The organism is Aurantibacter sp., assembly GCF_042094015.1.
Classification (GTDB): Bacteria; Bacteroidota; Bacteroidia; order Flavobacteriales; family Flavobacteriaceae; genus Aurantibacter.
This window is the reverse complement of record NZ_JBELDZ010000052.1, coordinates 730-17,298: the sequence shown is the minus strand read 5'-3', so window position 1 is coordinate 17,298 and position 16,569 is coordinate 730. Positions and strand designations below refer to the sequence as shown.

Below are 16,569 nucleotides of genomic sequence, written 5' to 3'. Positions count from 1 at the left end.
AAAAGATTCTAATTATGAATTGGCATTATTAGACAAAAAAGGTAAAATTATAAATGCTGGTTTTTATATTTATAAACAATTTACTGAATTTAAAAACAAATCTTCTATAAATATAAATTCTTTAGAAACTAAAGAACTTAAAAAAGTAAATGAAGAGAAAAAGAAAACAACTATTGAAAATTTAGAATTTGTTACGTTTGAAGGTGCTCAAATATTAGACGAAGTTACTATAACTAGAACTAAAAATGAAGCTAAAAAAGAGACTGAATTAAATTTAAAAGGAAGAGGTATTGTTGGGGTTGGTTTCTCAAAAGTATTTAGCCCAAAAGATTCCCCTTACTCTAACACGAATATTCTACAGTATTTACAATCATTACCTGGCGTAACCTTAAAATACACAAGCGATAAAGTTCCATACCTTAATAATGAAAGATATCTAAAAACTTTCAATAATACTGGAGATGCACCTTTAAATGTTATTTTAGACGGATCTCCAATTGGTACAGATGTAAGTTTAATAGATTTTAGACAGGCCAAAGAATTTGAATTCATTATATTAAACCCTAGAGGAGCAGGATTTGGTTCATCATATCCAAAAGGTGTTATTACATTAATAACTATTAAAGGTTCTGATGGTAAAGCTGTAGCTACTAAAAACAAAAACCTAAACAACTTTATTGCCGATTTTGGTTTTTCTGAAAACTTTAACAGGTTTGAATCTAGCTTAATAAATTACGCAACAGAATCTATTAAAAACAACTTTAAGACTATAGATTGGCATCCTAATATTAATATTTTTAAAAATAAAACAACCACATTCAATATAAGTACTGATAAGTTGAAAAACTTAAAACTAACCGTTAATGGTGTTACTAATAATGGTATTTTAATATTTAAGAGTTTCTTATTAAATAACTAAACGCTTATATTAATAACTTATCAAAAAAATATATTTAACAAACTTATTATTATGAAAAAACTTCTACTCCTTTCATTATTTATAGTATTATCAGCTTGTAATACTTCAAAACAAATTGAAAAACAATTAACTTATGGTAATTATGACAAAGCCATAAACGATGCTATTAGAAAACTAAGTTCTAATAAAGAGCGTAAAAGCAAACAAGAATACATTGGTTTATTAAAGCGTGCTTATAATAAAGCTGTAGATAGAGATTTAAACGATATTAATTATCTAAAAAAAGATAATAATCCTGAAAAATACGAGCAGATTTATAATAAGTACATCAACTTAAGAAATCGTCAAGAACGCGTAAAACCAGTTTTACCTTTATATTTGAATGGCAGTGAAGTAAGATTGAAATTCACCAATTATGCTTCTGATATTGTGAATTACAAAAACAAAACATCAGATTATTTATATAGTAAAGCTTCTTCCCTATTAAATAGCAATAATAAATTTGATGCAAGACAATCTTATCAAGATTTCCAATATATTGATAAAATTAATCCAAACTTTAGAGATGTTAGAAGCAAAATTAATACTGCTTTAAATAAAGGTCGTGATTATGTGTCTTTAGATTTAAAAAATGAAACACAGCAAATAATTCCAAAACGCTTAGAACAGGATTTATTAAATATTAGCACGTATGGATTAGATAATTTATGGACTGTTTACCATAATAACAAATTACCAAATGTGGATTACGATTTTAATATGTCTTTAATTTTCAAAAATATTATTATTTCGCCAGAACAAGTTAAAGAACGTGAAATTATAAAAGAAAAATTAGTTAAAGATGGTTGGAAATATGTTTTAGATGAAGAAGGAAATGTAAAAAAAGACTCTTTAGGAAATGATATTAAAGAAGATAAATTCACTAAAGTACGTTGCGAATATTACGAAACAAGACAATTTAAAACTTCTACTGTTTTAGCTGATGCTGAATTTAAAGATTTAAAAACTAACCAATTGCTAGATCGTTTCCCAATTGAAAGCACTTTTTTATTCGAGCATTTTTATGCTACTTCAAGAGGAGATAATCGTGCGTTAGATGGTGGTTTATTAGATTACTTAAATAACATACGTGTGCAGTTTCCAAGTAACGAGCAAATGATTTTTGATACTGGAGAAGATTTAAAAGCAAAACTCAAATCTATTATTTCTGGACAGAATTTTAGATAATAAGCGCAATAGTATTTAAACATAAAAAAACGCATAAAACTGAATTGAGTTTTATGCGTTTTTTTATTAAAGACTCTAGAAGTCTCTATATACAGTTTAACGTATCCGAATAGTTTTATTTATATAATTTTTGAAAAAACTATATTTTCGTAGTCTATACCATTCACTATAAAATTTAATTTTCCAACATTTTTAAATTCATTTCTTTCATAGAACCTAATAGCTCTACCATTTTTTATATAAACAGAAAGCCACATTGTATCCAATTGTAAGTGCTTAGCTTTTTGTTCAACAAAATTTAGAAGTTGTTGCCCAATTTTTAATGGTATAAATTCATTTAGAATGAAGATCCTTTCAAGTCGACAATTATTTTGAGAATCTACACTTTCGGTTATGGCATTTAATACTAATTTTGCGTAACCAACGGGTAAATCATCAACACAAATAATATAGAAAAGATTCTTAGGATTGTTTACATCTTGTTTCGTTTTAGAAACTGAAAAATTATTGTTTAGATACTCTAATAGGTTATTTTTATCATCTATATAATGCCCATGAGACTCAGCCCAAGTTAATCGACCTAAAAGAGCTAAAACTACTGCATCTGCTTCTTTAGCTATTTTTATTTTAATCATTATTTTTTCTTTAAATTTACAATCCAATTAAATAACACCAATACAAATTATAAGGTAAATACGTTGTTTTTTTTTGCTTTGTAAGCGAATTCATTAAACTTTACTCACATTTGATTTTATTATTATAGTTTCAAAGATTGTAAATAAAAACAGAAAATCTGAGAGGATTTCGTAAGTATACTAGAATATATAACGTGTTAGCAACTGTAACTTATTCTACCCACAGTTTTTTTGATTTCATCTATTATCCTTTTTTCTTTAGTTTTGGAGAGATTTAACTCCAATCCTGTGCTAATTAATCGAATTTCTGCTTTTGCCTTATTCATTTCCTTGTTTATTAAAATGAAATTTATTTCAGGTGATGTTTTAAAATCAACTTTTCGATTTATCACCTAGCTGCTATGAACACATATATCGTTTTGTGAATAGTTTTTTATTTCGATAAATGCATTTTCAAATTCCAATGAGTCAATGATTGGTTTTTCGATAGTAACTTTTTCCGTTGTTATTTTCCAGAATGAAAAGTACCAAGTTGAGGAAGTGCTAAATTCTTTAAAATTGTTATTAGCAGATTCAACCTCAAGTCTAGTTTTATAGCAGTAATTACCTTTAAAGTAATCCGTTTTTCTTTTTCGTTTTGTTAACATTCTTTGAAACTCATCTAAACAATCTAATAATTCATCAAATTCGGGATTATAATGCCTATGATTAAATCCTGTTCCAAAGATCAATTCGTATTCATCACAAAAAATCCAAGCTCCTGTATTTTTTATCGTCAAATGATTTTCAGAATATCCATCATCATATTCTCCAATACTCATAATAGCGTTTTCTTTAAAGTGCTCTTTAAATAGTTTAGCTATTTTATCAAATATGATCTGATGTTTTTTCATTTACAATTATGCACAATGAGTGAAGTGATATCTAATCGTTTTAATGTTTGCTATCACACGTTATACGAAGTTCGTTTAAAAAAAGGAGAATGTCAAATTATAAAAAATAGCAAATACTGTTTTTGCTTTAAACAAAAGTAGATAAATCCATATCGTTTATTGCACCGTGACTTGTGTGCGCCACTGCTACTCCATTTTTAATCACAATCAATTGCGGACTTTGGTGCATTACTTGAAATTTATAACCAATTTCGTTAGACACTTCTCTTACATTTAATAAATCTACGTAATACAAGTCTACATTTAAGTCTAAGTTGTATTGAGTTTCAAATTGTTTTAAAACCATACTACTAATGCCACATCTAGTAGAATGCTTAAATACTAATTGCGTTTTAGTTTTAGATTTTTCGGCAATACTATCAAGTTGCTTTATATCTGTTAAGTTTATCCAAGGTAAAACCTTTTCTTCTTTCGGCTCGCTTGTTCCTCCAAACAATTTATTTATAAATCCCATATTGTAATATTTACTTATTTAAAACAAAGTTACCATATTAAACGTTACTAAGTTTTAAGCATTAGTCTTAATAAAAACAGAAAGCTTACATTGTCAAAAAGTCAGTAAAAACAAGGTTTTACAGGACATTTTGACCGGTATTGTATTTTGGTTCTATAATTGAAACCATCTATCTGAAAAAGAAAACGATTATATGTTCATGTTTGTGAACTCAACTTAAAAATCATCAGTTATGAATTTTAACAACTATACCATAAAATCTCAAGAAGCCATTCAAAACGCACAACAATTAGTGCAAAGTAATGGCCAACAACAAATTGAAAACGAGCATTTATTTAAAGGCATTACCAATGTAGATGAAAATGTTTTACCTTTCTTATTAAAAAAACTAAACGTTAATATTAGCTTATTAAACAAAGTTTTAGATAAACAAATAGAAAGTTTTTCTAAAGTTTCTGGAGGAGATTTAACCTTATCTAGAGAAGCAGGTAAAACATTAGGTGAGGCTTCTATTATTGCTAAAAAAATGAATGACGAATATATTTCTATTGAACATATTATTCTAGCCATTTTTAAATCAAATAGTAAGATAGCACAAATATTAAAAGATCAAGGTGTTTCAGAAAAAGGACTAAAAACCGCTATTGAAGAATTACGTCAAGGTGATCGCGTTACATCACAAAACCAAGAAGATACTTATAACTCATTAAATAAGTTTGCTACAAACTTAAATAAAGCAGCACAAGACGGAAAATTAGATCCGGTAATTGGTCGCGATGAAGAAATTAGACGTATCCTTCAAATTTTATCGCGTAGAACAAAAAACAATCCTATTTTAATAGGAGAACCAGGAACAGGAAAAACTGCTATTGCAGAAGGTTTAGCTCATAGAATTGTAGATGGAGATATTCCAGAAAATCTTAAAGATATACAGATTTTCGCATTAGATATGGGCGCATTAATTGCTGGTGCAAAATTTAAAGGAGAATTTGAAGAACGCTTAAAAGCTGTTGTTAAAGAAGTAACATCTAGTAACGGCGATATTGTTTTATTTATAGATGAAATTCACACTTTAGTTGGCGCTGGTGGCGGACAAGGCGCAATGGATGCGGCAAATATTTTAAAGCCTGCGCTAGCAAGAGGAGAACTTAGAGCTATTGGCGCAACTACTCTTGATGAATATCAAAAACACTTTGAAAAAGACAAAGCTTTAGAACGTCGTTTTCAAAAAGTAAATGTAGAAGAACCAGATACAGAAAGTGCCATTTCAATTCTTAGAGGAATTAAAGAAAAGTATGAAGCGCATCATAAAGTTATTATAAAAGATGAAGCTATTATTGGCGCTGTAAAATTATCTCAACGCTATATTACTAATCGTTTTTTACCAGACAAAGCCATAGATTTAATGGACGAATCTGCTTCTAAACTTAGAATGGAAATAAACTCTAAACCAGAAGAATTAGATGTTCTCGATCGTAAAATAATGCAACTTGAAATTGAAATTGAAGCCATTAAACGTGAAAAAGATGATGTGAAAGTAAAATCTCTTAAATCTGATTTAGCAAATTTAAAAGAAGAACGTAACGAGATTAATGCTAAGTGGAAAAATGAAAAAGCAGTAGTAGATAGTATTCAGCAAATAAAACAAAACATTGAAAATTATAAACTTGAAGCAGAAAAAGCAGAACGCGATGGTGATTACGGTAAAGTTGCAGAGCTACGATATGGAAAAATAAAAGAAGCACAGGAAGAACTGGAAATAAGTCAAAAACAGTTACAAACACAATCTGAAAACGCTTTAATTAAAGAAGAAGTCACTTATGAGGATATTGCTGATGTCGTAGCAAAATGGACTGGAATCCCTGTAACTAAAATGCTACAAACAGATCGTGAAAAACTTTTAAAATTAGAAGACGAATTACATAAACGTGTTGTTGGACAAGAAGAAGCTATAGAAGCTGTAAGTGATGCGGTTAGAAGAAGTCGCGCTGGCTTACAAAACCCACAGAAACCTATTGGAACCTTTTTATTTTTAGGAACTACAGGTGTTGGAAAAACAGAATTAGCTAAAGCATTAGCTGAATATTTATTTGATGACGAGTCTGCAATGACAAGAATAGACATGAGCGAATATCAAGAACGTCACGCAGTAAGTCGTTTAGTTGGTGCGCCTCCAGGATACGTTGGTTACGATGAAGGCGGACAATTAACAGAAGCTGTTAGACGCAAACCTTATTCTGTGGTTTTATTAGACGAAATAGAAAAAGCGCATCCAGATACGTTTAATATTTTATTACAAGTTTTAGACGAAGGACATTTAACAGATAATAAAGGGAGAATTGCGGATTTTAAAAACACCATTATTATAATGACATCTAATATGGGAAGTACCGCAATACAGCATCATTTTGATACAGTAAAAGATATAGGTACTGCAATGGAAGCAGCTAAAATAGATGTTCTAGCATTATTAAAACAAACTGTAAGACCAGAGTTTTTAAATAGAATAGACGATACAATTTTATTTACACCATTAACTCAAGAAAACATTACACAAATTGTAGCTTTACAAGTAAAAGGAATTACTAAAATGATAGCAGAGCAAGGTATTGTTTTTGATGCTACACTAGAAGCAATAACTTATTTGTCTCAAAAAGGCTATAATCCGGAATATGGAGCAAGACCAGTAAAAAGAGTCATTCAAAAAGAAGTATTAAACGCTTTAAGTAAAGAAATACTTTCTGGAAAAGTTACTACAGATAGTATTATACTTTTAGATGCGTTTAACAACGAATTGGTTTTTAGAAATGAAAGTAATTTAGCTACAAAAAAACTTTAACACATTTTAACGATGCTTAAATAAAATATTAAAAATAAAGACTCGTTATAGTATTGGTTGGTTAGTTTGAAAAGCAACGCAAAAACTTTAATTAAGTTAAGCGTTGCTTTTTTTTATGTATTCTATTTAAACTTAAAATAATATAGCTTCTTAAAATCGATTCTAAAAAATAATCACTATCATTCTACATAGGCTATTTAATAATAGTTTAAAGCTAAGTTTATTCTAATTAATTAGAAATAATTTATATTTGTTATAGTTATGCAGAAAAAAGTTAACATACTTAATAAAAAAGCAAAATTTCAATATGAAATTATTGATCGTTATTCCGCTGGAATTGTTTTAACTGGAACAGAAATTAAAGCTATTCGTTCTAGCAAAGCTTCAATTGCAGAAAGTTTTTGTGAATTTAACGAAAAAGGCGAACTTTTTGTAGTTAATATGACTATTGAGGAATATGCATTTGGAAACTATTACAATCATAAACCAAAAGCTATACGCAAACTATTATTAAACAAAAAAGAGTTAAAAGGTTTAGAGCGTGATCTACAAAATGCTGGATTAACCATTATTCCTCTTAGACTTTTTATTAATGATAAAGGATATGCAAAAGTAGACATTGCACTTTGTAAAGGTAAAAAACTATACGACAAGCGTGAAACTATTAAAGACCGTGATAACAAACGTGATTTAGCTAGAATAAAAAAAGACCATAATAACTAAAAAAAGCATCTTATGAAATCACTTAATAAAACACACGTATTAGTAGTAGTTGTTATGTTGTTTTCTATATTAAATATTTGGTCTCAAACGAATAAAAGTTTTACGCGATTTTATTTTAAATTAAGTCCAGATTTAGAGTTCTCTTCACCAAAAAAAGTATTATCACATTCTGAATTAATTAACCTAAACACAGATTATGAGTTTAATATTAAAAATGCCTATACTTTTACAAAAGCTCAAATTGAAAAGCTTTCAAAATTATCTAAAACAAATTTCACTCTAAAAAACACGTTTAGAATAGAAGGCTTTTTTTCAGAAATAGAAAAAAAATATTTTTTAAATACATTAAAAAAAACAGACAAATTACTTTATGCCTATTCTGCTAATACGCAACCAATAAAACCACCACATGATATAAGTCCAATAACTACAGATTTTGAACCTAACCAAGGATATTTAGAGTCAAATCCAGGTATGAATATAAGGTATGCTTGGAATAATGGAATTAATGGCGCTAATATAAATATTAGAGCTGTAGAATATGGCATTAATACAAACCATGAAGATTTAGATCATCAAAACGCAAGTTTAGCTCCTGGAACAACAATAAATTCCGCAGCAACAACTGCTTACACAGAGCATGGAAGTGCTGTAGCTGGAATTGTTTTTGCAGATAAAGGTACTTATGGAATTAGTGGAATTTCATACAATGCAAACGAATATATTTTATACCCAGAATGGACTGAAGAATATGGCTATAATAGAGTTACTGCAACATCTAATGCTATTGCTAATTCTACAGCTGGAGATATTGTTATTTTTGAAATGCAAACTGGTGGGCAAAACGGAGAATTTGTTTTAGCAGAATATGAACAAGTAATTTGGGACTTATCCAAAGCAGCATCTGATGCAGGAATTATTATTGTTGCAGCTGCAGGAAATGGAAATGAAAATTTAGATGACACTTTCTACGATTCATATAATGCAAGAGGCGATAGTGGTGCATTAATTATAGGCGCAGGAAGCTCTAATACAAGCCATAATAAAATGAGTTTTTCTACTTATGGTTCAAGAGTGGATATGCATGGTTGGGGACAAAACGTATATGCTACCGCAAGTTATGGTTCTTCTATTGTTTTTGGAAGTGATTTTAACCAATCTTATTACCCATCTTTTTCTGGAACAAGTTCTGCAACCGCAACTTTAGGAGGTTTTACAGCTGTACTACAATCGTATCATTTAGCGCAAACAGGCACTTATATGTCTCCAGCTGCAATGCGTTCTTTAATTGTAAATACAGGAATTGCTCAAGGAACTGGTGGAAATATTGGACCATTTCCAAATATGGAAGCAGCAATTATTAGTTTAAACAATACGTTAGGCATAAATAATTTTGCTTATGATACTGATTTTTTCATGTATCCAAATCCTGCAAAATCCGTGTTAAATATTAAAACTAAGTCTAATCATTCTAAAAATATTAGCATCTACTCTATTCTTGGTAAGAAAATTAAAGAAATTAACTCTACCAATTCTCATACAACAATAAATCTAAGTGCTTTTTCTAAAGGAATATATTTAGTAAAAATAAAGAGTGAAGACAAAATAGCCAGTAAAAAGTTAATCATTAATTAAAATTTGATTAGAACATCTCTAAATACTCATTTAAATTTATAGGTTTGTTTTTTTTAAGCAACTATTTAATTACAATTTACGTCTTTAAAATAAAACCAACTTATGATTAGAGCTATATCTACTTGCATTTTTTTAGTCTCAACATTATTTTTAAACGCACAAGTGAAAGGAAAAGTTACATCTGCTACTAACGAGATCCTACCAGTTGTTAACATTTTTATTGAAAACACATATATTGGAACCACAACCAATAATGATGGTTTATATGAACTAGAATTAGAAAAAGCAGGGACATATACGTTTGTTTTTCAATATTTAGGCTTTAAAACTCTTAAAAAAGAAGTTACAATTTCTAGCTTTCCTTTTACATTAAATGCAGAACTTGAAGAGGAATCTGTTAATTTAAACGAAGTAGTAATAAATTCTAAAGAAAATCCTGCACATGCAATAATTAGAGCAGCAATTGCAAAAAGAAAAGAAAACTTAAAACAACAGAACACATTTACAGCCAATTTTTATTCTCGTGGATTAATAAAACTGTTAAATGCGCCAGAAAAAATTTTAGGTCAGGAAGTTGGAGATCTTGAAGGTAATTTAGATTCTACAAGACAAGGTATTATATATTTATCCGAAACAGTTTCTAAATTAGAATACCAATATCCAAAGGATTTAAAAGAAACTATTGTTGCCAGTAAAGTAAGTGGAAACAATAATGGATTTAGTTTTAATAGCGCTAGCGATACTAATTTTAATTTCTACAATAACACCTTTGAATTAGGAGAACAAATAGTCTCTCCGATATCAAATAATGCTTTTAGTTATTACGATTACAAATTATTAGGGGATTTTTACGAAGATGGCTTTTTAATAAATAAAATTGAAATTAAACCTAAAAGAGAAAACGATAAGGCTTTTGCTGGTATTATATATATCGTGGAAGACCATTGGAGTTTATATGGTGTAGACGTTTATATTACAGGAAAACAAACAGGAATAACACCTGTAAACACATTTAAACTAAAGCAATCTTATACCTTTTCTAAATCTGATAATATTTGGGCAAAAATTTCTCAAACCTTTGATTTTGATTTTAAGTTCTTTGGGTTTGAAGGCGAAGGGAAATATACTGTTGTTTTTAGCGATTATAATTTTAACCCAGAATTTGAGGAAAAGAATTTTACACGCCAAGTTTTATCTTTTGAAGATAATGCAAATAAAAAAGACTCGATCTATTGGAGTCTAAAAAGGCAAGTTCCTTTAACACAAGAAGAAGCAATAGATTATGTAAAAAAAGATAGTGTAGAATTAGTTAGAAACTCAAAACAATACCTAGATTCAATAGATAAAAAAAACAATACATTTAAATTAGGCAACTTATTAAGTGGTTATACTTATAAAAACTCAGCTAAAAAATGGTCCATTGGATTTACATCTCCAATAGAGAAAATAAGTTTTAATACAGTTCAAGGTTGGAATAGTGATATGCGCTTTGATTTTACTAAAAACATAGACGAATATAAGCGTTTTTTTAGAGTAAGCACAGCTATTTCTTATGGAGAAGCAGAAGATAGATTAAGAGTTAGAGGCCAAATTTTCTATAAATTTAATAGTATTAAAAGACCTGTTTTAAATATTTCTGGTGGTACTAAAGCGGTTCAATTTAATGGTAGCAACCCAATTTCTAATCTTGAAAATATGATTAGTACCTTATATTTTGAAGATAATTATATGAAATTGTTCGATAAAACTTATGCTTCTTTAAACTATTCTCAAGAAGTCTTTAACGGTTTAAATCTGAGTACAGGTTTAAATTATGAACGTAGAAAAGCATTAGTCAATAATTCCGATTATGTTACAATTAACCAAAGCGATGATATTTACACAAGTAATAATCCTTTAAACGAAAGCGCAACTAACACCCCTGCTTTTAAAACGCATGAACTCTATAGTTTTAGACTAAATGCTAAAATTAATTTTGCACAAAACTATTTAAGTTATCCAGACGGTAAATACAATATTTCCAACTCTAAATATCCAACTTTATATTTAGGTTATAAAAAAGGATTTAATGGATCTAATACAAATTATAATTTTGATGAATTTAATGCCACACTAAAACAACGTTTTAATCTTGGTGCAACTGGAGAGATTAACTATAATTTAAAAGGAGGACTTTTTAATAATGCTGAAAATATATCATTTATAGATTATAAGCATTTTAATGGGAATCAAACACACATAATTACAGATGGAAATCATATAAATACATTTAAAAATTTACCCTATTATGGACTAAGTACTAATACTAACTATGTAGAATTTCATTCCGAACATAACTTTAAGGGCTTTATAATGAATAGGATTCCAGTTTTAAACAAACTAAATTTTAACTTAGTTACAGGTGCTAAATTTATTAGTTCTGATGCCTATAAACCTTACTCGGAATTTTCTATTGGATTAGATAATATTGGTTTTGGTAAATACCGTTTTTTACGTGTAGATTATGTTCGCTCTTACCAAAGTGGTTTTTTAAACGATGCAGTAATGTTTGGTATTAGTTTGTAAGAATATGTAAGACAACTTTAGACTATAATAACAAAATATTTTTAACATTTCATTTTAGAATAAACATTCGGTTTGTGCTTATCTTTGCTTTCCAATTGCTATAAATGAAAGGTTTATTAAAATTTATCTTATTCTTTTACTCTGTAATATTCTATTCTCAGAATATTGTAACAGATCAGCAAACCTATACACCACAAGAACTAATTGAAGACATCTTAATAGACAGTAATTGTATTACAGATGTTGTAGTTACAAATGCAGTGAGTGGTAACTTTGGTAACACAGAAAAAAGTTTTGGCTATTTTGATGCTAATGGATCTAATTTTCCTTTTCAGTCTGGAATAGTTTTAAGTACAGGAAAACTTAATAATGTTCAAGGACCAAACACGACATTATCTGATGATGATGGAACAAATTGGATTGGAGATTCGGATTTAGAAATAGCATTACAAGAATCTGGAACTTTAAATGCTACTATTTTAGAATTCGACTTTACCTCTATTGCAAACCAAATAAGTTTTAGATATATTTTTGCTTCAGAAGAATATCAAGAAAACAACTCTAGCACTTGTAATTTTTCGGATTTATTTGGATTTTTAATTAAACCTGTTGGTAGTTCTAATTATGAGAACATAGCATTAGTTCCTGAAACAAATACACCTGTAAAAGTAACTACGGTACATCCAGAAATCCCAAATGGTTGCGAGGCTCAAAACGAAATTTACTTTGAAAGTTTTAATGGTAATAATGCGCCAATAAATTTTAATGGGCAAACTAAAGTTTTAACAGCAACAGCAAATACAATCCCTAATCAAACGTATCACGTAAAACTAGTAATTGCAGATGAACAAAATTATAGATATGATTCTGCTGTTTTCCTTGAGGCTGGAAGTTTTAAACTAACAACAGATTTAGGTCCAGATAAATTATTAAGCAATTTAACGGCTCTTTGTGGTACAGAAACTTTAACCGTAAACGCAACACAAAGTAATGCAATTAGCTATCAGTGGAAAAAAAATGGTGCTGATTTATTAGGTCAAATCAACCCAGAATATACAATTACAGACCAAGGATTTTACGAAGTTGAAGTAACTTTAAATAGTACTTGTATTTCAACAGGGGAAATTACAATAGAATACGCAGATTTACCAATAGTAAACAATGCCACCTTAGAACAATGTGACCAAAATCAAGATGGATTTACAACATATAATTTATTCAATGCTGAAAATGAAATTATAACTCATACAGACGATTTAATATTTGACTTCTACAATTCTGAATTAGCTGCTTTATCTCAAACAAGCCCAATACCAAACCCTAACGCCTTTAGCAACACAAATATAAACCAAGAAGTTTATGCTGTAATAGGTAATCAAAGAACTAATTGTACTTCTATAGCAAAACTAACACTTACAATTTCAAACAACACTTTAAATATTTTACCATTAAATAGTTGTGACGATGAAATTATTGATGGAGTTACATCTTTTGACTTAAATGAAATTGGATCTCAAATACAAACACAAATACCAACTAATGTAATAGTAACTTATTACACTTCAGAAGCTAATGCATTAGCAAGTACAAATAGTATACCTACAAATTTTATTAACACCACACCTAACACACAATTAATTTATGTTAGAGTTGATACAAGTACTAATAACTGTTTTAGTATTGGATCTACTTTTCTAAATACCCTTGAAAGACCTGAAGTAGAATCAGATTACACCATTAATTATTGTATAAATAATTTCCCAGAAACTATAACACTTAATGGTGGAGTTTTAAATCCAGAACCTACAGACATCTATTCTTGGACTTTTAATAATAATCCATTACCTACAGAAACTTCATCAACCATAGAAATAAACACCATTGGAACATATACTTTTATCGTAACCAATACTAACAACTGTCAAATTTCTCAAGTTATAAATGTTAATTCTGTAGAAACACCTGTAATTTCTAATATAAATTTTACAGAATTATCAGGCAACAATAGTGTAACTATAGAAACCTTAAATTCTGGTGATTTTGAATACGCCATAGACAATCCATCTATAATTTATCAAAATTCAAATACATTTACTAGTGTTTCCCCAGGTTTTCATACTATATATGTTAGAGAAAAAAATGGCTGCGGTCTAACAAGTCAATCTATTTCTATATTAGGTGTTCCAAAATTCTTTACTCCAAACGGAGATGGGTTTAATGACTATTGGAAACCTATAGGCATTTCTGATACTGTCAATTTTGACTTAGACATCAAAATTTTTAACAGATACGGTAAGTTATTAAAACAACTTTCTCCAAAAAGTAGAGGTTGGGATGGAAAGTTTAATAATGCATATTTACCAACAGAAGATTATTGGTTCATAATTACAGGACAAAATGGCCTAACCACTACTGGTCATTTTACATTAAAAAGATAATACTTACATTTTTTGTTTAAACATCTTGTTTACATTTCTTTTAATAATGCCTATATATACGTAACTTTGTAGGCATTAATTTTTTTAAATGAAATATACTAAATTACTATTCTGTCTTATTTTTACTTTCTTTATTTTTAAGACAGGCTTATCAAATAACACAAATAACTGTCCTAATCCTGTAATTACTAGTTTTTCTCCACTTAACGGTCCAGAAAACACGCTAATAAATATTACTGGAACAAACTTTAATACAGCAAACACAGTAACATTTAACGGGATAAATGCAACTTTTAATATCATTAATGATACCGAAATAGCAGTATATCTTCCAGCTGGAACTACTCAATCTTCTAATATTTCAATTACAAGTTCTGGTGGATGTACTGGAATATCACCATCAACATTTACCACACTATCTTCTGGATGCTCTACGGGAGACCTTTATATCTCTGAAATTTATGATGCCTTTTCAGGAAGTTATGCTGTAATAGAACTTTTTAACCCTACAAGTTCACCAATAGTTTTAGATGGTGTTTATATTATTGATCGTTATGGAGATATTGGAAATGCAACACCAAGTCACACCTATAATCCATTAGGGACAATTGCTCCTTTAGATACTTTTATTATTTTATTAGGAAGCGGTTCGGATTGCCCATCTTTATCTGTTGACTTTAATGTTGCTACAGGAATTAATGACAATGATGAATTTAAACTTTTAAAAAGCGGAACAATAGTAGATATAGTTAATGCTCCAAATGAAAGAGGTTACACCTTAATTAGAAATGCAAATGCTCCAATTCCACAGACAACCTATAACGCTAGTGATTGGCTTATAAATTTAAATGAGGATTGTGCTAATTTAGGATCACATACAGCAGATCCAATTTCTAACAATACACCAACAATTACACCACCAAACTCACAAAGTATTTGCGAAAATAATAACGTTGTTTTTTCTGTATCAGTATCTGGTAGTGATACATATACTTATCAATGGCAAATTCTTAACAGTTCTGGAAATTGGGTAGACATAGTTAATGATGCTAATTATTCTGGAGCAACAACAAATACGTTAACAATTTCAAACACACCAATTTCTTTTGATAACAACCAGTATCACTGCGAAATAACATCTTCTTCTTGTAATTTAATTTCTAACAGTGCTTTATTACAAGTTGGAAATCCGCCTGTAGACTCGCTTCCTGACGAAACAGAGTGTACAAGTTTTTCTTTACCAACACTTACAAATGGAAACTATTTTACGGGTTCAAATGGAACTGGAACACAACTAAATGCTGGTGATCTTATTTCGACTTCACAAACTGTTTTTATTTATAATGAAGTTGGAACTGCTCCAAACTTATGTTCTAATGAAAGTAGTTTTACCATTACTATTACAGGAAATCCACCTGTAGATTCAGTTGGTAATCAAACTGATTGTGTAAGTTTTACTTTACCTGTTATTACAAACGGGAATTATTTCACTGGTCCAAACGGAACCGACACACAGTTAAATGCTGGCGATGTAATAACTACAACACAATCCATATATATTTATAATGCTGTTGGAGTTGCTCCTAATATTTGTTACAATCAAAGTTTTTTCACTATTACTATTAGTCCTACTCCTGTAGATTCACTTTCTGACGAAACAGTCTGTTCTAACTATACTTTACCAAATCTAACAAACGGAACCTATTTTACCGCTACTAATGGAACTGGAACACAACTAAATGCAGGAGATATTATTTCAGCAACACAAACCATTTTTATTTATAACAATGTAGGTAGTTGTCCAAACGAAAGTCAGTTTACAATTACTTTTGGAGGAAATCCACCAGTAGACACACTTTCTAATGAAACAGTTTGTGCTAACTTTACGTTACCTGTACTTACAGATGGAAATTATTTTACTGCTACAAATGGAACTGGAACACAACTAAATGCTGGAGATATTATTTCAACTACACAAACCATTTTTATTTATAACGAAATTGGTACTGCTCCTAATAATTGTTCTAATGAAAGTAGTTTTACAATTACTGTTAGCGGAAATCCACCTGTAGACACACTTTCTAATGAAACGGTTTGTGCTAACTTTACTTTACCGGTACTTACAAATGGAAATTATTTTACTGCTACAAATGGAACTGGAACACAACTAAATGCTGGAGA

Annotated in this window: 11 protein-coding genes; 8 read left to right on the top strand and 3 right to left on the bottom strand. The window is 29.4% G+C overall.

Annotated features, from left to right (window positions below; translation table 11 throughout):
* Positions 1 to 919 (top strand): hypothetical protein (locus ACFDSN_RS08500; protein WP_375239421.1); only part of this gene is annotated, 919 nt, incomplete at its 5' end.
* Positions 920 to 970: 51 nt separating this feature from the next.
* On the top strand, positions 971 to 2,146 hold the full coding sequence (locus ACFDSN_RS08495) for a hypothetical protein (protein WP_375239420.1): 1,176 nt from the start codon (positions 971 to 973) through the stop codon (positions 2,144 to 2,146).
* Between the two features lie 119 nt (positions 2,147 to 2,265).
* Here the strand turns inward: ACFDSN_RS08495 and ACFDSN_RS08490 are convergent, their stop codons facing one another.
* From ACFDSN_RS08490 to ytxJ, 3 genes are all read right to left on the bottom strand, one after another.
* Complete coding sequence (locus tag ACFDSN_RS08490; protein ID WP_375239419.1) at positions 2,266 to 2,781, bottom strand: GNAT family N-acetyltransferase; 516 nt, start codon at positions 2,779 to 2,781, stop codon at positions 2,266 to 2,268.
* Positions 2,782 to 3,173: 392 nt separating this feature from the next.
* On the bottom strand, positions 3,174 to 3,674 hold the full coding sequence (locus ACFDSN_RS08485) for a hypothetical protein (RefSeq protein ID WP_375239418.1): 501 nt from the start codon (positions 3,672 to 3,674) through the stop codon (positions 3,174 to 3,176).
* 127 nt (positions 3,675 to 3,801) lie between these two features.
* Positions 3,802 to 4,188: a bacillithiol system redox-active protein YtxJ gene (gene ytxJ / locus ACFDSN_RS08480; protein WP_375239417.1), complete on the bottom strand. Its 387-nt coding sequence runs from the start codon at positions 4,186 to 4,188 to the stop codon at positions 3,802 to 3,804.
* A 232-nt stretch (positions 4,189 to 4,420) separates the two neighbouring features.
* On the opposite strand from ytxJ, the gene clpB reads away from it, so the two are divergent.
* The 6 genes from clpB to ACFDSN_RS08450 form a co-directional block, all read left to right on the top strand.
* Positions 4,421 to 7,027, top strand: coding sequence for an ATP-dependent chaperone ClpB (gene clpB, locus ACFDSN_RS08475; protein WP_375239416.1), 2,607 nt, complete (start codon positions 4,421 to 4,423; stop codon positions 7,025 to 7,027).
* 261 nt (positions 7,028 to 7,288) lie between these two features.
* The gene (gene smpB / locus ACFDSN_RS08470) at positions 7,289 to 7,750 is read left to right on the top strand and encodes an SsrA-binding protein SmpB (RefSeq protein ID WP_375239415.1); all 462 of its coding nucleotides are present in this window, start codon (positions 7,289 to 7,291) and stop codon (positions 7,748 to 7,750) included.
* A 12-nt stretch (positions 7,751 to 7,762) separates the two neighbouring features.
* Positions 7,763 to 9,385 (top strand): S8/S53 family peptidase, encoded by a 1,623-nt coding sequence (locus tag ACFDSN_RS08465; protein ID WP_375239414.1) that lies wholly within the window; start codon positions 7,763 to 7,765, stop codon positions 9,383 to 9,385.
* Between the two features lie 102 nt (positions 9,386 to 9,487).
* The gene (locus tag ACFDSN_RS08460; RefSeq protein WP_375239413.1) at positions 9,488 to 11,950 is read left to right on the top strand and encodes a DUF5686 and carboxypeptidase regulatory-like domain-containing protein; all 2,463 of its coding nucleotides are present in this window, start codon (positions 9,488 to 9,490) and stop codon (positions 11,948 to 11,950) included.
* A gap of 104 nt (positions 11,951 to 12,054) precedes the next feature.
* The gene (locus ACFDSN_RS08455) at positions 12,055 to 14,388 is read left to right on the top strand and encodes a choice-of-anchor L domain-containing protein (RefSeq protein WP_375239412.1); all 2,334 of its coding nucleotides are present in this window, start codon (positions 12,055 to 12,057) and stop codon (positions 14,386 to 14,388) included.
* 88 nt (positions 14,389 to 14,476) lie between these two features.
* A partial coding sequence (locus tag ACFDSN_RS08450; RefSeq protein WP_375239411.1) for an IPT/TIG domain-containing protein occupies positions 14,477 to 16,569 on the top strand: 2,093 nt, incomplete at its 3' end.